The sequence below is a fragment of the Nocardia sp. NPDC059228 genome (assembly GCF_042754245.1).
Taxonomy (GTDB): domain Bacteria; phylum Actinomycetota; class Actinomycetes; order Mycobacteriales; family Mycobacteriaceae; genus Nocardia.
The window spans coordinates 1-16,906 of sequence record NZ_JBHZAL010000049.1 but is presented as its reverse complement, the minus strand read 5'-3'; the positions used below and the strand labels follow the sequence as shown (position 1 = coordinate 16,906).

The window sequence follows — 16,906 nt, the reverse complement described above, 5'->3', positions numbered from 1 at the left end:
CGCGAATTCGTCGGGGCCACAGCCTCATCGGGACGGCAGGACGTGAATGCCGGTCTTGTCCGTCGAGAGCGCCAGCGAGCTGATGTACTGGATCTCGCCCTCGGGTCCCGGGACCGCCGAGGCGATCATGTCCGGGCGCTCGAATTCCATGCCGGTGACAGCGCAGGTGAGGGTCTCGCCCGACGGGTTGCCGTGCTCGTCGAACATGGGCAGCTCGATGCCGTCGTGGTCGCGGCGCAGGTAGTACCTGCCCTTGGTGAGGATCGCGGTCAGCGGAGTCGCCAGGAACGAGACCACCACGGCCACAATGGGCGAGTACGGCTTCAGGGTCTCACCGAAGACGCCGAAGAAGGTCATGATCGACAGCACCGCCGACAGGCCGAAGCCGACCAGGCCGACCGGGTTGAAGTCGTAGAGCATGCCGCGCCGGAACTCCGGCTCCCTGGGCGAGAGCTTCAGCACGTACTTGTTGATCGCGATATCCGTTGCGACGGTGACGATCCAGGCGATGCCGCAGTTGGCGTAGAAGCCGAGGATGTTGTTGAGGAAGTCGAACATGTTGGCTTCCATCAGGATCAGCGCGATGGCCAGGTTCAGGCCGAGGAAGACGATGCGGCCCGGGTAGGTCTTGGTGACGCGGGTGAAGGAGTTGGTCCACGCCAGCGAGCCCGAGTACGCATTGGTCACATTGATCTTGATCTGGCTGATGACGACCAGCGCCACGGCCAGGGTCATGGCCAGCCAGGACGGCATCATGTCGCGGTAGATCTCGAGGAACTGGCGCACCGGCTGGTTGGCGATGTCCTGCGCGCCGGGCAGATTCGCGATCAGGTAGACCGCCAGGAACAGGCCGACCACCTGCTTGATGGCGCCGAAGAGCACCCAGCCCGGTCCGGCCAGCAGCATCCAGCCCCACCACCTGCGGGCGTTCTCCGGGGTCCGGGGCGGCATGAAGCGCAGGTAGTCGATCTGCTCGGCGATCTGGGCGATGAGCGAGAGGCAGACGCCGGCGGCCAGCAGCGCGCCGGACAGGCTCACGCCCTTGCCGTCCTGGCCGCCGTAGGACAGGAAGGTGCCGACCGAGTCCGGGTGGCGGACCAGCAGGAAGCCGAACGGCAGCACCATCAGGATCAGCCACAGCGGGGTGGTCCACACTTGCAGCTTGGCCAGGGTGTTCATGCCGTAGATGACCAGCGGGAAGATCATCACCGTGGACACCAGGTAGCCGATCGGCAGCGGCACGTGCAGACCGAGTTTCAGGCCCTGCGCCATGATCGAGCCCTCGAGGGCGAAGAAGATGAAGGTGAAGGAGGCGAACACGATGTTCGTCACCACCGACCCGTAGTACCCGAAGCCGCTGCCGCGGGTGATCAGGTCCAGGTCGATGTTGTAGCGCGCCGCGTAGTAGGCCAGCGGGAAACCCGTGAGCATGACCACGATGGCGAAGATGCCGATGCCCAGCAGGGCGTTGCCGGTGCCGTTGGCGATGCCGATGTTCGCGCCGATGGAGAAGTCGGCCAGGTAGGCGATGCCGCCGAGCGCCGAGACGCCGACCACCGCCGGACTCCATGTGCGGTAGCTGCGCGGCGCGAACCGCAGCGTGTAATCCTCCAGCGTCTCCTTGGACGCGGCGACCGCATTGGCCGCGGGGGTTTCGACCTGAACCACCGGCACTCCTCGTTCGGGCTCGTCACGAGCTTTTTTCCGATTCGAGGGTGGCCACCGAATGTTGATCTCGGCTTTCCGCTCCATTGCGCGGCCGTTACGGCGGGCTCACCGAGGTTCCGAGTGTGTGAACTCGGCTATCCGGACGCGAATCCGCCCGGCGCGGAAACGCGCAATTTCGGAGAAGCCCGTGCGGGCCGGCCGTCCATAGGCTCGGGGCATGACGATCATCACCAATGTCTCGCTCGTGACCGTGTACGTGACCGATCAGACCGCCGCGAAGCAGTGGTACATCGAGAAGCTGGGTTTCGTGGAGGCCAGCGATGTGACCATGGGCGACAACGGCTTCCGCTGGGTGACCGTGGTGCACCCGAACCACCCGGAACTGGAGGTCACGCTGATGATCCCGGGTCCCCCGCTGGACGACAATCTGGCCGAGGCCATCCGGCGGTCCATGGCCAATGGCACGCACGGCGCACTGGGCCTGCGAACCGACAACTGCCAGAAGGCCTTCGAGGAACTCACCGCCAAGAACGTGGAGTTCGTGCAGCCGCCGTCGGAACGCCCCTACGGCGTCGAGGCCATCATTCGCGACAACTCCGGCAACTGGCTGGTCCTCGTCGAACCCCGCGAATTCGATCCGGCCACGGCCCAGTTCGGCCCGGAGTAAGCGCCGGCCTCCGTGGATGCGGGACCACCCCCGCATCCACGGTTCAGCGAGATCAGGCGGTCTGCGCGGCGAACCAGGACTCGACGGACTTGCGCTCGCTGTTCATGACCCGCTTGAGCAGGTTCTCGACCAGCGGTTCGATGGCCCCGCCGACCAGCGGGACCTTCACGTCGACCGTGCCGGTGGCCTCGATCTCGGAACCTTCGGCGGTGGGCCGCAATTCGAACGCGCCCGCCATCTCGGTGGTGATGCCGCTGGAGCGGCCGCTGAAGCCGCCCGTGGCGACGCCGTCGGTGAGCGCTCCCCAGGTGTCGGTGCGCTCGAGCATGAGCTCGCTCTTGAGTACCTTCTTGACGATGCCGGGAATCTGGTCCTCGGGCGCCTTCTCGGTCATCTGGATCTGGATGGTGCCGGGGCCGTTCGGGTGGGTGAGCTCGAGCGTGGCGGTGGTCGCCCCGGCGAAGCGGGCCCGCCACATCTCGTCATTGGTCAGTGCCCGGTGAAGCTCTTCGACCGGAACGCTGTACTGCACGGTGAAGCTGAATTTTCGGGACATGGCGAAGACCGTAGCCGAGCGATGGAATAGCCTGCTGAAGTGTCGGAAACTAGCCAGTCTGATAGCGGAGCGCAGCGGAGCGACGATCAGACACAGCGGGCTGAACAGCGGCGGGCGGTTCGGTTGCGGCGGGCTCGGATCGGGGTCGTGATCGCTGCCGCCACGGTCAGCTTCCTGGCCGTGCTGCTGGTGCTGGCGGCCTGGCGCGACGACCACCTGATCAACTCCGACAAGGGCGTGACCAGCGCCGAAGTCCTCTCGGCGGGCACGCTGCGATCCGCGGTCATCTTCGTGACGCCCGACGGCGAGACGCACAATCCGAAGACCGGGGTGCTGTACCCCACCCGGCTGACCGTCGGCGAACGCATCAATGTCGAATACCGGCGCAGTGATCCCGATCTCGTACGCGTGGCGGGTCGCGATGCGCGTGTCGCGATCATCCCGGCGCTGTCGGTCATCGTGGTCTCCTGGGCCGTCGCCATTCCCGTGGTGTGGTTCCTCGGCTCACCCCCGACCCGGTGGTTCCGAGGAGCGCGGACGCGGCTGCGCGCCGCGCGGGCGCGATCGTCGCGGGACGCCGTCGCCGGTTAGGGTGCGAAGGTGGCGAAAATCAGGCAGCGGGAGTCGTTTCGGGCCCAGCTGGACAAGCAGCCGCGCGACGTCGCGTCCATGTTCGACGGTGTCGCCAAGCGGTACGACCTGACCAATTCGGTGATCTCCGTTGGCCAGGACAGGTATTGGCGCTGGGTGACGCGCAAGGCACTGGGCCTGCGACCCGGCGAGCGGGTGCTGGATCTGGCGGCGGGGACCGGTGTCTCCACCGTGGACCTGGCCAAATCGGGCGCGTGGGTGCTGGCCGCGGACTTCTCCCAGGGCATGCTGTCGGCCGGACGGCACCGCAATGTGCCCATGGTCGCCGCCGACGCCATGGCGCTGCCCTTCGCCGACGACTCCTTCGACGCGGTGACCATCGCCTACGGCCTGCGCAATGTGGCCGACCCGGATCTGGCGCTGCGCGAGATGCTGCGCGTGACCAAGCCGGGCGGGCGGCTGGTGGTGGCCGAGTTCTCCACGCCGACCTGGGAACCCTTCCGGACCATCTACATGGAGTACCTGATGCGGGCGCTGCCGCCGCTGGCGCGCGCGGTCTCCAGCAATCCGGACGCCTATGTGTATCTGGCCGAGTCGATTCGGGAGTGGCCGAATCAGCCGCAGCTGGCACTGCGGATCTCCGACGCCGGGTGGTCCTCGGTGCAGTGGCGCAATCTCTCGGGCGGGGCCGTGGCCCTGCACCGGGCGTACAAGCTGGGCTGAGCGGAAAACCGAGTCCGGAACGCTGACCTGTGGCGTTGCTCACGGCAGCGCCCCGACCTGGGCCTCACAGTCACGGAAAACGGCTGTGAGGTGGATTGTCATCTGGCGATAACGTTCGGTAAATCCACCGCAACCCGGGGTGGCTTAACTCGGAACCATGCCGGAACAGCCCACGCCCCCGACGAGCGCCCGGACCGCGTGCTCGTACTGCGGGGTGGGCTGCGGCATCACCGTCGAAACCAAGCCCGGCGCCCGCGGCCTGCCCGTGATCGCCAGGGTGAAGGGCGACAAGGACCACCCGGTCAATGCCGGGCGGCTGTGCACCAAGGGCAATACGCACGCCGAACTGATGGCCGCGCCCGGCCGCATGGAGACCGCCTACCGCCGGCCCGAACGCGGCCAGCCGCCGGTGCCCATGCCCGTCGACGAGGCGATTCACGAAGCCGCACAGCGCCTTCGCGTGATTCTCGACACAGACGGACCGGATGCCATCGCCCTCTACGTGTCCGGCCAGCTGTCGATCGAGGCCCAGTACCTGGCCACCAAGCTGGCCAAGGGCCACCTGCGCACCGTGCACATGGAGGCCAATTCGCGGCTGTGCATGGCCAGCGCGGCCAGCGGGTACAAGTTGTCGCTGGGCGCGGACGGGCCGCCCGGGTCCTACGACGACCTCGATCACGCCGACCTGTTCTTCGTCATCGGCGCGAACATGGCCGACTGCCACCCCATCCTGTTCCTGCGCATGGCCGACCGGCTCAAGGCGGGCGCCAAGATGATCGTGGTGGATCCGCGGCGCACCGACACCGCGGCACGCGCCGACCTGTTCCTGCAGATCAAGCCGGGCACGGATCTGGCGCTGCTGAACGGGCTGCTGCACCTGCTGGTCGAGAACGGCGACATCGACGCCGAATTCATCGCCGAGCACACCGAGAACTGGGCGGGCATGCCCGAGTTCCTGGCCGCCTACACCCCGTCGATGGTGTCCGAGGAGACCGGTATCCCCGAGGCCGACGTCCGCACCGCCGCCGCCTGGATCGGCGCGGCGGGCGAATGGATGTCGCTGTGGACCATGGGCATCAACCAGTCCACGCACGGCACCTGGGCCAGTAACGCCATCATCAACCTGCACCTGGCCACCGGCGCCATCTGCCGCACCGGCAGCGGGCCGTTCTCGCTCACCGGGCAGCCCAATGCCATGGGCGGGCGCGAAATGGGTTACATGGGACCGGGATTGCCGGGCCAGCGCAGCGTGCTCGCCGACGCCGACCGGGCCTTCGTGGAGGCCGAATGGGGGCTGGCGCCGGGCACCATTCGCGCCGAGGCCGGGCCCGGCTCCATCGAGATGTTCCGCGGACTGGCCGACGGAAAGATCAAAGCCTGCTGGATCATGTGCAGCAATCCCGTTGCCTCCATGGCGAATCGGCGCACCGTCATCGCCGGGCTGGAGGCCGCCGAGCTGGTGATCGCCCAGGACGTCTTCACCGACACCGCCACCAATGCCTACGCCGACCTGCTGCTGCCCGCCACCCTGTGGGCCGAGGCCGATGGGGTGCAGGTGAACTCGGAACGCAACCTGACCCTGCTGCAGCGGTCGGTGGAACCGATCGGCGACGCGCGCCCGGACTGGCAGCTCATCGCGCAGGTCGCGACGGGGCTCGGCTTCCCCGGGTTCGAGTACGCCTCCAGCGCCGAGGTCTTCGACGAGATCCGGCGATTCGCCAATCCGGCCACCGGCTACGACCTGCGCGGCATCGACTACGACGCGCTGCGGGCCGGGCCCGCGCAGTGGCCGTGCGCCGATCCGGCCCAGCGCCGCAACCCGATTCGCTATCGCAACGACGGGGTCAGCCAGACCCTGCACACCGACGAGCACGGGCACACCCCGCGACTGGCGTTCGCCACGCCCAGCCGCAAGGCGGTGTTCTGGGCGCGCCCGCATCTGCTGCCCGACGAGCTGCCGGACGAGGATCACCCCTTCGTGCTCAATACCGGCCGCCTGCAACACCAGTGGCACACCATGACCAAGACCGGGAAGGTGGCGAAACTGACCAAGCTCAATGGCAAGCCCTTCCTGGAAATCCACCCCGAGGACGCCGCCCGCCTCGAGGTGCGCGCGGGCGACCAGCTCGAAATCACCTCCCGCCGCGGCCGCGCCGTGCTGCCCGTCCAGGTGAGCGACCGCGTCCTCCCCGGCACCTGCTTCGCCCCGTTCCACTGGAACGACGAGCAGGGCGAATACCTGACCATCAATGCCGTCACCAATGACGCGGTCGACCCGATCTCCCTGCAACCCGAGTTCAAGGCCTGCGCGGTCCGGCTGCGGAAGGTGGCGGCCCTGACCGCGGCGGCGCCCAATGGCACCGGCAGCGAAGGCGGTAATGGCTCTGGCCGCACCGGTTCGGCGCCGGCGGGTTTCGGCGCGCCGTTCATCGCGGGCTCCGGGGAACCCGACCGGTCGGCTGCTGTCGCCCCCGGCACCGCGAGCGGACCGCATCCCCTGGCGCTCATGCTCGGATTGGAGACCGGTGTCGCACCGACGCTGACCGAGACCGAACGCCTCTATCTCGGCGGATATCTGGCGGCGCTGCAGAGCCTGCCGGTCAGTGGCGTCCCGGTGCTGCCCGCGACCGCGCCGATCTCGGAGCGCAGCCGGGTGTGGATCGACGGGCTGCTGGGCGGGATGTATTCGCGCGGGGCGCAACACCACTCACTGCCGCTCGACAGTGCCGTGAGCCGCAGCGTGACGCACGGCCCGTCGGACACCGCGGGTGCAGCGACGCGCACGGTGACCGTGCTGTGGGCGTCGCAGACCGGGACGGCGGAGGAACTGGCCGCCGCCCTGGCGACCTATCTGGCCGATTCGGGATTCGCGCCGCGCCTGCTGGACATGGATTCCGCCGAACTGTCCGACCTGACAGGTGATGTGCTGGTCATCAGCAGCACGTTCGGCGACGGCGGCCCGCCCGACAATGGCGCGGACTTCTGGGAACGCCTGAACGACAGCGCGATCCGGCTGGCCGGCATGCGGTACGCGGTCTTCGCGCTGGGCGATTCCTCCTACGACGACTTCTGTGGCCACGGCCGCAAGCTGGACGAACTGTTCGAGAAGCGCGGAGCCACGCGCCTTTTGCCGCGCGTCGACAGCGAACCCGATCACGAGGACCTGTCCGCGGCCTGGTTCGACGCCGTGGCCGATGGCCTCGCCACGTCCGACAACGCTGCTGGACCGGATGGTTCGGGACCGGATGATCGATCCGCCGGCGGAGCCGGTGCCGCACCGGGCCGAGGCAGCAATGCCGACCGGTCGCGCGGTGTCCCCGGATTCGGCGGGCCCGCAGCGGGTGCTCAGGGTTCGGACGGCCCGGCCGCGCGGCCCGGCGATGTGCCGCCGGGGTGGGGTTCCCCGGGCTTCGGACCGAATTCCACTCCCCTGGGCGGCGATGGCCAACGCGGCGCGGTCACCGGCCTCGCGCCGGGGCGGCGGATACGCACGAGCACAGCCGCGCCCTTCACGCGGAATTCGCCTGTGCTGGCGGAACTTGTTCGCAATGAATTGCTTTCACGGGATGGCTCCGGGAAAGAGGTGCGGCAGTTCGGGTTCGATCTGAGTGATCCGGAGGCCGCCTACGAGGTCGGGGATTCACTCGGAGTGCGGCCCGCGAATTGTGAAGCGCTGGTGGCGGAGTGGCTCGCGGTGACCGGGCTGGAGGGGCGGCGGCTCGTCGGCGTCGAGGACGGCGAGCTGGCGCTGGCGGAGGCGCTGCGGACGCACTACGACATCACGCGGGTGAGCGCCGATCTGCTGTCGTTCGTGGCCGAGCGCAATGCCAGCCCGCGGCTGGCCAAGCTGCTGCGCCGGGACAATCGCAATGAGCTGGACGGGTATCTGTGGGATCGGCAGGCGGTCGACGTGCTGCGCGATTTCCCGGTGCGGGCCGATCTGGTGGAGTGGCTGGGCACGCTGAAAAAGCTGCAGCCGCGCCAGTATTCGATCTCGTCGAGTCCGCTGGTGAGTCCGCGCGAGGTGCAGCTGACAGTCGGCGTGGTGCGCTACGGCGATCCGGCGGCGATCGGTTCGTCGGCCCGGCGCGGCGGAGTGAGCTCCACGTTCCTGGCCGATCGCGCCCACGCGGAGGTGCCGATCTTCCTGCAGCGGGCGCCGCATTTCCGGCCGCCGCTGGATCCGAACGCGCCGATGATCATGGTCGGCCCGGGTACCGGCATCGCGCCGTTCCGCGGTTTCCTCCAGGAGCGCCGCGCTCTCGGCTGCCGGGGCCGCAATTGGCTGTTCTTCGGTGATCAGCACGCCAAGGACAATTTCTATTACCGCGCCGAACTCGAGGACATGTTCCGTTCGGGATTCCTGACCCGCCTGGATCTGGCCTTCTCCCGGGATCAGCGCGAGCGGATCTATGTGCAGCACCGGATGATCGAGCACGGCGCGGAATTGTGGGCGTGGTTGCGCGAGGGCGGTCATTTCTATGTGTGCGGTGACGCCGCGCGCATGGCCAAGGATGTGGACGACACCCTGCTGAAGATTGCCCGCATTCACGGCAAGCTGAGCGAGGACGGGGCGCTGGCGTTCAAGAAGCAGCTGGTGGCCGAGAAGCGCTACGTGCGCGACGTGTACTGATCCGGTCGCCCGCCCGCGGCGCCGGACCGCCGATTCCGGTCTCCACAAATGTGAAACTGTGGTATTTGTAACTCGCCCGTCCAGGCTCATACGGATGGGCGGGCCGTCACCGGGGCGGCTGCCAGGAACGCTGAGGGCAGGTGCCTTGAACCGTCGGATCAGTCGAGTCACCGCACGATCGACGGTGGCGGTGCTCGCGACCGTCGCCGCTCTGGGCCTGTCGGGCGCCGTGCCCGCCGGCGCGGACGATCCCACCGCACCCGGCGTCTCGGTCCCGGACATGAAGACCGACGACGGCTCCTTCATCCAGAGCGTGGGCGTCACCGACGACCGCCACGTCACCTTCACCGTCTACTCCGCCGCCATGAACCAGACCTTCCCGGTCGACGTGCTGCGCCCGGCGGACACCTCCGAGCCGCGCCCCACCCTCTACCTCCTCAATGGCGCCGGCGGCGGCGAGGACGCCGCCACCTGGCAATTGCGCACCGACGCACTGGATTTCCTGAGCGACAAGAACATCAATGTCGTGCAGATCATCGGCGGCAGATTCAGCTGGTACACCGACTGGCTCCAGCCCGACCGCGCGCTGGGGGTCAACAAATGGTCCACCTATCTGGGCAAGGAACTGCCGCCGCTGATGACGGCCGCACTGACCAGCAGTGGCAACAATGCCATCGCCGGTATCTCGATGGCCGGTCTGCCCGTATTGAATTCGGTCATCTTCAATCCCGGGCTGTTCCGTAGCGCGGCCGTGTACAGCGGTTTCTTCCAGACCATCACGCCGATGGCCCGGGAGGCCATCAAGATGGTCACCGAGCTCTACGGCGGCGGCAAGGTCGAGAACATGTGGGGTCCCGAGGGCGGCCCACTATGGGTGGCCAACGACCCCACCCTCAATGCCGAGAAACTGCGCGGCACCAACCTTTTCATCTCCACCGGCAACGGCATTCCGGGCGCCTTCGACATGCCCGGCGCACGCGGCCGGATGGAAGCGCCCGCGGACACTCCCAAGACCGTGGCGCTGGGCTCCCTCATCGAGGCCAATTGCGAACTGTCCACGGCGATTCTGCAGAAACGCCTGGAATCCCTGAACATTCCCGCGACATTCGAATTCCGCAGCAGCGGCACCCACATCTGGGGCTACTGGCAGGACGACCTGAAAACCTCCTGGCCGGTGCTCGCGCAGGGACTCTTCCCGAATCCGTGAACCCTTACACCGCAGGCGGATTCAGCCGGGCGAAGTCCGGCAGCCGGTAGTACGGGTAATAGGGGTAGGGCGGGGTCACCGCGCTCGCCTTGTCCAGCCGGGCGAGCTGGTCGGCCTCGAGACTCCAGCCGACCGCGCCGAGATTCTGGCGCAGCTGTTCCTCATTGCGCGCGCCCACGATGACCGTGGCCACGCTCGGCCGGCGCAGCAGCCAGTTCAGGGCGATCTGCGGGACCGTGCGGCCGGTTTCGGCGGCGATCTCGTCGAGGACGTCCACGACGTCGTAGAGCAGTTCGTCGCGCACCGGCGGGCCGGCCTCGGCGGTGGTGTGCAGGCGGCTGCCGGCCGGAAGCGGTTGTCCGCGACGGATTCTGCCGGTGAGGCGGCCCCAGCCGAGCGGGCTCCAGACCACCGCGCCCACCCCCTGATCCAGGCCGAGCGGCATCAGTTCCCACTCGTAATCGCGGCCGACCAGGGAGTAGTAGACCTGGTGCGCGACATAGCGCGGGAAGCCGTACCGGTCCGCGGCGGCAAGGGATTTCATGAGCTGCCAGCCCGCGAAATTGGAGGCGCCGACATAGCGGATCTTGCCGGCGCGCACCAGCTCGTCGAGCGCCGCCAGCACCTCCTCGACCGGCGTGCCCGCGTCGAAGGCGTGCAGCTGGAACAGGTCGAGGTGGTCGGTGCCGAGCCGCCGCAGTGAGCCCTCGACCGCCGAGATCAGCCGGGCGCGACCGGATCCGGCGTCGAACGGGCCGGGACCGGTGGGCAGCGAGGCCTTGGTGGAGAGCAGCAGCTGCTCGCGACGGCCCCGGATCGCCTCGCCCAGCACCTCTTCCGAGGCGCCGTCGGAGTAGACGTCGGCGGTGTCGAACAGGGTGACGCCCGCGTCCAGGCTGATGTCCACCAGGCGGCGGGCCTGCCGGGCGTCGGTGTCGCCCCAGGCGGAGAAGAGCTCGCCGCGACCGCCGAAGGTGCCCGCGCCGAAGCTCAATGCCGGAACCAGCAGACCCGAGGCGCCGAGCCGACGATATTCCATGACCACCACTCCTAACGGAACTACAGTTTCATTAACATGCCTGACGCTACACTCGTCTGGCCGCAAATGGAACTGGAGAACCGTTATGAGCCGCGACATGCGCGCAGAGGGCACCGAGACGCACGCACCGGACCCTGTCGACCCGACCCCCGGCTCGGTCCGGCCGGGCGGGCGCACCGCCCGCGTGCGCGAGTCCGTGCTGCGCGCCGCCGGCGACCTGCTCGCCGAACGCGGCTTCGCCACCCTCGATCTGGCCGAGGTGGCCGCACTCGCCGAAGTCGGCAAGACCACCGTCTACCGCCGCTGGCGCACCCCGGCGGGACTGGTCGCCGACCTGCTGGCCGACATGGCCGAAACCTCACTCCCCCACAGTGATACCGGCAGCCTGCGCGGGGACCTGCTCGCCAATGCGCGGCTGGTCGGCAAGACGCTCACCGATGCCCGGCAGGGCCGCCTCTTCCGGGCCGTCATCGCGGCAGCCACCAGCGACGACACCGCCGCCGCGGCCCTGCGCGCCTTCTACGACACCCGGCTGACCGAATGGTCCCCCTGCCTCGAGGCGGCCGTCGCGCGCGGCGAGGTCCCACCCGGAACCGACCCGCGCGCAGTGCTTTCCGCCGTCTCGGCCCCGCTCTACTACCGCCTGCTGGTCAGCGGGGATCCGGTCGACGAGAGGGCTGTCCACGCTGCCGCCGAGGCTGCCGCACTGGCCGCGGAGCAGGGCGTATTCGCTTCCGGCACAACAGAGCACGCGCACCGGATGCCTCGATAGTCATCCCGCGGCCCACCCGGCGGCCGCCCGCACGCACCACCCCTCGCCGTGCCCGCGGGTCGCCTCCCGCGCGGTCAGTCCGAGGTCCAGGCCGGATCGCGGCCGGTCAGCCCGACCACGCGATCGACGAGCGGCGCCTCGGCCGGGATATCGACAACCGGCCCGAAGAGCCCGGGCGCGCCTGCCTGCGGGGTGTCACGGAGGAAGCCGAGCAGCACCGCCAGATCCGACTCCGCCGGGGTATAGGGCTGTCCGACCGCCCGGGCCAGGTCCCAGCCATGGATCACCAACTCGTCCAGAGCGAAGATCGCCATCTGCGGGGCGGGCGCGAGCACACCGCCGACCTCGGTGTCGCCTACCCAGGCCGCCGGTTCGCGCCAGGCGGCCACGAGAGCCTTCAACTGCGCCGGAATGCGGTCGCGCCAATCCCCGGGGAGCGATCCGGTCCCCGGCGCCGGCGGCTGGGAACGGCCGATCATCTCCTTGGTCGCGCCCTGCCGGAAGCCCTCGGTGAAGCCCAGCACATGAACGAGCATGTCGCGGACGGTGATCTCGGACGGTGTGCGGCGGTCGAAGTCGGCCTCGGAGACACCGGCGACGACCGCCTCCACCGCGCTCGCCGCGGCTTCGAGGTCGAATTCCGGTGTGGTCATGGTTCCTCCCGGGGACATGCCGAACCAACGGTGCGGCCCGGTCACCGGTGGAGACGGGGCGGCCCGGCCGGAATTCATCGCCGCGGCGCGCACGAGGCCCGGCGAGCGCCCGGAATGTGCTTGCAGCGCTGCGCCGCAACCGGTTCGTTAGGCGGTATCAGCGGCGAAAGACGCTGGTAGGGAGGAGAATTGATAGATGAAAGGTGATCGCGTGGAGATCGTCGTCGACACCGGCGACGGGTCTCGGAACTACGAAATCATGGCGACCAGAGCGGGCCGCCGCATCGAGACCCGCATTGCGCGGGGAATCGTGGAGGTCAGCGAGGTGACTCGGACCGGCGGGCCGGTCCGCACCGCCCGGTTCATGGCGGGCCGGGTACTGGCTCTCGTCGAGTATCCCGCCGACGACGCGGCGCTGCCCGGCGAGTGATGGGCGGACCGGTTGCCGAGCGGGATGAAGACGGGTTGCCGAGCTGGTGAAACGGGAGCATTCTCGAAGTGCCCGACTGCACGGCCCGCCCACCCCGGCAGAGAGGAGCAAGCGATGATCGATCGCATCGACGCAGTGCCCGAGGCCGACTATGTAGAGCAGAGCACCCCCGCCAATCCGCTGGACGAGGTGAATACCGAGGCGCTCGAATCGGACTCCGAGATCACATCGCCGCCCGCCGGAGACAGCGGCTGGACCGCCTCCGAGGGGGATCTGGTCGAGCAGGCGATCCCCGTTCCCATCGACGACGACTACGAATCGGACGCCGGCAGCGAGTACTGATCGGCGGCGTTCGCGCCCAAGCTAATTCGACACGCCCGCCCGCACGGTGGCGTGCAGCTCCCGCAGGCCCGACCGCTCGGTCGCGACCTCCAGGACCCGAATGCCGTGCGCGTTGCCGGTCAGCTCGATCGCCAGCTGCGCGGGGCCGACCTGGCGGTGTGGAATGCGGTAGGCGGCACACAGCGCGGCCAGATTCATGCCGTGGGGGGTGCCGAAGACCCGCTCGAACACGCCCGCGTACTGCGGATCGCCCTGTTCGAGCAGCTCGAAGATGCCGCCGCCGTCATCATTGGCGACCACGATGGTCAGGTCCTCCGGCCGCGGCTCACCCGGGCCGATGAGCAGGCCGGACGCGTCGTGCAGGAAGGTCAGGTCGCCCATGAGCGCGACGGTGCGGCCCGGGTGGGTGAGGGCCGCGCCGACCGCCGCCGAGACGGTACCGTCGATGCCGGCCACGCCGCGGTTGGACAGCACCCGCACGCCGGGCCGCGGCTCGGAGACCAGCGCGGCGTCACGCACCGGGTTCGAGGCGCCGAGCAGCAGCTGGTCGCCGTCACGCAGGGCGTCCATCACCACGGCCGCAACATGCAAACCGGTCGGCTTCGGGTGTCCGGCCAGCTCCGCGCGCACCACGGTGACGGCCTTCTCGTTCAGATCCCGGCACAGCTCCAGCCACTCCGGCCGCGGCGCGCCGTGGGTGACCGCGCGGGTGCCGGTGCCCACCACATTGCCGGATACATCGGGCCAGCGCGGGCCGGTGGTCAGCGCGTACACCGTGATCTCCGGGTCCGACAGCACCCGCGACACCTGCCGGTGCAGGGTGGGCCGGCCGGTGATGATCGCCTGCCGGGGTTGCAGCAGCGGCAGCGCCAGCGGATGCAGCGCCGGGCCGTGCATCGGCGCGGTGGGTTCGGCGACCGTGGGCAGGGCCGCGAGTTCGGGGCGATGGCCCGCGCCGTGACCGGAGATGACCAGGGTGTCCGGGGTCAGGTCGATGTCCAGCGGGACGTCGAGGGTCGCGTATTGCGTTGCGGTCCAGGGCCCTTCGTGTTGGCGGCCCGGAGGCAGCGAGTCACCGGCGGCCAGGTCCGGCACCAGCGGTTCACGCAGCGGAATGTCGAATTGCACCGGCCCGGCATTGCCGGAGCGGGTGCCGCGGGCGGCGGCCAGCACGCGGCAGACCGCGGAGCGCCACACGCTGTTCTGCTTCGAGTACAGATCGTCGCCGGGCTCGGACTCGGCCAGCCCCAGGCTGATGGCGGCGCGCACCTGGCTGCCGAAGAGACCGAACTGCTCGACGGTCTGGTTCGCCCCGGTGCCGAGCATCTCGTACGGGCGGTTGGCGCTCAGCACGATCAGCGGGATGCGGGCGTAGTTCGCTTCGAGGACGGCCGGGCCCAGATTCGCCACGGCGGTGCCGGAGGTCATGACGACGGGCACCGGGCGACCGCTGGCTGCGGCCAGGCCGACGGCCAGGAAGCCCGCGGAACGCTCGTCGATGCGCATGTGCAGCCGGATCCGCCCGGCCTGGTCGGCCGCCTGCAACGCGAAAGCCAGCGGCGCATTTCGCGACCCGGGGCACAGGACGACATCCCGCACTCCGCCGCGCGCGAGCTCGTCGACGACGACGTGCGCCTGGGCTGTCGAAGGATTCACACCTCCAGCCTCTCAGACAGCCGCCCGTCCCGCTCCGTCGGCCCGCTCACACCTGTGTTATTAAGTTAGGGTTTGCTAACCTAAGCCAATGGCGAAGCGCAGCAAGCATGTCAAGCCCGAGCACCGCGAGATCCTCACCGCGGAGGTCCTGGCCAGCAAACGGATCGGCCCCCATTTCGTCCGCGTCACCCTCGGCGGCCCGGGCCTGGCCGGATTCACCGCCATGGGCTACGACCAGTGGTTCCGGCTGTTCATGCCCGGACGCGACGGCAACCTGCGGCTGCCCACCTCCGCGAGCAACCTCGGCTGGTTCGCGCAGTACCTGATGATGGGCAAGGAACACCGTCCGCTGGCGCGCAACTACACGGTGCGGGATTACCGAGCGGCCGGTTTCGGGGAGTTCGGCAGCACGGCCGAGATCGACATCGATTTCGTCTCACACGGTGACGACAGCCCCGCCTCCGCGTGGGCCAACAGCGCCACACCCGGCTGCCAGGTCGGGCTGCTGGACGAGGGCATCACCTATCAGGCTCCCGGCCACAGTGATTGGACACTGCTGGTGGGTGACGAGAGCGCGTTGCCCGGCATCGCGGGCGTGCTGCGGTCGCTGCCGCGGGACGCCAGGGGCGCGGCGTATCTCGAGCTTCCGTCCGCCGAGGACCGCCAGGAACTGGGCGAACCCGAAGGCGTGCAGGTGAACTGGCTGGTCCGCACGGATCCGCACGGCGAGATCGGCGCACTGGCGGCGGAGGCCGTGCGCGGGGCGGACCTGCCCGGAGCGGGCGTCTACGCCTTCGTCGCGGGTGAGCAGAAGCTGGCCGCGGGAGTGCGGCGGCACTTGGCGCAGGAGCGCGAAATCCCCAAGGCGGACATCACTTTCACCGGCTACTGGCGACTGGGCAAGTCCCAGGGCTGAACCGGCGCACGGAGCCGGAAGAAGGCGAGTGCCCCCGAACCACCTCGGCGGGCATTCGCTGTCCACGGCGGCAGCACCGCGGACCGTGACTGTTCGCGGCCCCTCGCCGGGCCGCGAACCGGTCGGCCTAATTAACCAGCGTGCTTCTGCACCAGGTCACCCAGGCGCGGAAGGGCCTCGGCGACATGCTTCTTCGCCGACGAACGCATGGAGTTGTAGACCTTGGTCAGCGCCGGGCGCGACGACGCCTCGGCCCGCGCGTCGGTCACCGACAGCAGCGCGTCGGCCACCTCGTCCTGCTTGGAGACCAGCAGATCGGCGAACGACCCGGCGCCACCGTTCTTGTACTCCGCCCAGAACGGCTCCAGCTGCTCGACGAACTTGGGCGCGAAGGACTCCAGCGCGTCACCCACGATCGAGGGGCTGACCTTCTTGATCGCGGCGTAGCCGCCCTTGACGACCAGGCCCGACGCGCCGCCCTTGTCCGACACCTCCTCGTCCAGAACCTTCTCCGCGTCGGCGATGAAGGCCGGACGCTTGGCGTCATCGAGCAGGGATTCAGACAGTGCTGCAACCACTTTCAGGTTCCTCCGGATAGTTTTTCGATGAACGAGCGCACGCAACTATACGCATCGGTGTCCCCGCACACACGATGCCAATGCGCTGCTACTGCCTCAGCAGCAACAGCACTGTAAGCCCTCCGCAATCGATTGGCAGCGTTTCACTTTCGGTTACCGATCGGTCGGAGTTCTCTCCGCACCAGTAGCAAGCGTCCGATCGAGCCCCGGACAACCCCGCCCGCTAACAATCAGCGCGCTTGTCGGATGGCCGAATTCCGCCGCGGGTAGTCCGGGGTGACGCACAGAACACGGCGCCGAACTGCGGTGGGTCCGCGCCCCGCCGGGAACCGGAACAGTATGTTCACTCCCGTGACCTTCAATGCGACGCTGTGGCGGCCCGTCCCGGGATTCGAGAACCTCACCGACATCACGTATCACCGGCACATCGAGCAGGGCACGGTGCGGATCGCCTTCGATCGTCCCGAGGTACGCA

Annotated in this window: 15 protein-coding genes and 1 pseudogene; 10 read left to right on the top strand and 6 right to left on the bottom strand. The window is 68.7% G+C overall.

What is annotated here, in order from left to right; genetic code table 11:
• Positions 1-24: 24 nt before the first annotated feature.
• Complete coding sequence (locus tag ACFXKA_RS38950) at positions 25-1,752, bottom strand: purine-cytosine permease family protein (RefSeq protein ID WP_379431274.1); 1,728 nt, start codon at positions 1,750-1,752, stop codon at positions 25-27.
• 139 nt (positions 1,753-1,891) lie between these two features.
• Between ACFXKA_RS38950 and ACFXKA_RS38945 the strand changes: the two genes are divergently transcribed.
• Positions 1,892-2,335 (top strand): VOC family protein, encoded by a 444-nt coding sequence (locus ACFXKA_RS38945; protein WP_354850830.1) that lies wholly within the window; start codon positions 1,892-1,894, stop codon positions 2,333-2,335.
• Between the two features lie 52 nt (positions 2,336-2,387).
• Here the strand turns inward: ACFXKA_RS38945 and ACFXKA_RS38940 are convergent, their stop codons facing one another.
• A complete protein-coding gene (locus ACFXKA_RS38940; protein ID WP_354850787.1) occupies positions 2,388-2,891 on the bottom strand; it encodes a DUF2505 domain-containing protein in 504 nt (167 codons plus the stop codon).
• Between the two features lie 123 nt (positions 2,892-3,014).
• On the opposite strand from ACFXKA_RS38940, the gene ACFXKA_RS38935 reads away from it, so the two are divergent.
• From ACFXKA_RS38935 to ACFXKA_RS38920, 4 genes are all read left to right on the top strand, one after another.
• The gene (locus tag ACFXKA_RS38935) at positions 3,015-3,482 is read left to right on the top strand and encodes a DUF3592 domain-containing protein (RefSeq protein WP_379431273.1); all 468 of its coding nucleotides are present in this window, start codon (positions 3,015-3,017) and stop codon (positions 3,480-3,482) included.
• A 9-nt stretch (positions 3,483-3,491) separates the two neighbouring features.
• Positions 3,492-4,205, top strand: coding sequence for a demethylmenaquinone methyltransferase (locus ACFXKA_RS38930; RefSeq protein WP_379431272.1), 714 nt, complete (start codon positions 3,492-3,494; stop codon positions 4,203-4,205).
• Positions 4,206-4,362: 157 nt separating this feature from the next.
• Complete coding sequence (locus ACFXKA_RS38925; protein WP_379431271.1) at positions 4,363-8,838, top strand: molybdopterin-dependent oxidoreductase; 4,476 nt, start codon at positions 4,363-4,365, stop codon at positions 8,836-8,838.
• Positions 8,839-9,022: 184 nt separating this feature from the next.
• Positions 9,023-10,045 (top strand): alpha/beta hydrolase, encoded by a 1,023-nt coding sequence (locus ACFXKA_RS38920; protein WP_379431270.1) that lies wholly within the window; start codon positions 9,023-9,025, stop codon positions 10,043-10,045.
• Positions 10,046-10,049: 4 nt separating this feature from the next.
• On the opposite strand, the gene ACFXKA_RS38915 is transcribed toward ACFXKA_RS38920, so the two are convergent.
• Positions 10,050-11,084: an aldo/keto reductase gene (locus ACFXKA_RS38915; RefSeq protein WP_379431269.1), complete on the bottom strand. Its 1,035-nt coding sequence runs from the start codon at positions 11,082-11,084 to the stop codon at positions 10,050-10,052.
• 85 nt (positions 11,085-11,169) lie between these two features.
• On the opposite strand from ACFXKA_RS38915, the gene ACFXKA_RS38910 reads away from it, so the two are divergent.
• Positions 11,170-11,856 (top strand): TetR/AcrR family transcriptional regulator, encoded by a 687-nt coding sequence (locus tag ACFXKA_RS38910; protein ID WP_379431268.1) that lies wholly within the window; start codon positions 11,170-11,172, stop codon positions 11,854-11,856.
• A gap of 74 nt (positions 11,857-11,930) precedes the next feature.
• On the opposite strand, the gene ACFXKA_RS38905 is transcribed toward ACFXKA_RS38910, so the two are convergent.
• Positions 11,931-12,509, bottom strand: coding sequence for a TIGR03086 family metal-binding protein (locus ACFXKA_RS38905; protein ID WP_379431267.1), 579 nt, complete (start codon positions 12,507-12,509; stop codon positions 11,931-11,933).
• Positions 12,510-12,705: 196 nt separating this feature from the next.
• On the opposite strand from ACFXKA_RS38905, the gene ACFXKA_RS38900 reads away from it, so the two are divergent.
• Both ACFXKA_RS38900 and ACFXKA_RS38895 read left to right on the top strand, forming a co-directional pair.
• A complete protein-coding gene (locus ACFXKA_RS38900) occupies positions 12,706-12,939 on the top strand; it encodes a hypothetical protein (RefSeq protein WP_364625607.1) in 234 nt (77 codons plus the stop codon).
• 114 nt (positions 12,940-13,053) lie between these two features.
• A complete protein-coding gene (locus ACFXKA_RS38895) occupies positions 13,054-13,281 on the top strand; it encodes a hypothetical protein (protein WP_354850811.1) in 228 nt (75 codons plus the stop codon).
• A 21-nt stretch (positions 13,282-13,302) separates the two neighbouring features.
• Here the strand turns inward: ACFXKA_RS38895 and menD are convergent, their stop codons facing one another.
• Positions 13,303-14,937 (bottom strand): 2-succinyl-5-enolpyruvyl-6-hydroxy-3-cyclohexene-1-carboxylic-acid synthase, encoded by a 1,635-nt coding sequence (menD, locus tag ACFXKA_RS38890; RefSeq protein WP_354850813.1) that lies wholly within the window; start codon positions 14,935-14,937, stop codon positions 13,303-13,305.
• Positions 14,938-15,025: 88 nt separating this feature from the next.
• Here menD and ACFXKA_RS38885 point away from each other — a divergent pair, with 88 nt between their 5' ends.
• Positions 15,026-15,853 carry a siderophore-interacting protein gene (locus ACFXKA_RS38885; protein ID WP_379431266.1) on the top strand — a complete coding sequence of 276 codons (828 nt, stop codon included), beginning with the start codon at positions 15,026-15,028 and terminating at the stop codon, positions 15,851-15,853.
• 131 nt (positions 15,854-15,984) lie between these two features.
• On the opposite strand, the gene ACFXKA_RS38880 is transcribed toward ACFXKA_RS38885, so the two are convergent.
• Positions 15,985-16,431 carry a DUF6918 family protein gene (locus tag ACFXKA_RS38880; RefSeq protein ID WP_354850817.1) on the bottom strand — a complete coding sequence of 149 codons (447 nt, stop codon included), beginning with the start codon at positions 16,429-16,431 and terminating at the stop codon, positions 15,985-15,987.
• 351 nt (positions 16,432-16,782) lie between these two features.
• Between ACFXKA_RS38880 and ACFXKA_RS38875 the strand changes: the two are divergent.
• A pseudogene (locus ACFXKA_RS38875) lies at positions 16,783-16,906 on the top strand (1,4-dihydroxy-2-naphthoyl-CoA synthase); the annotation flags it as partial.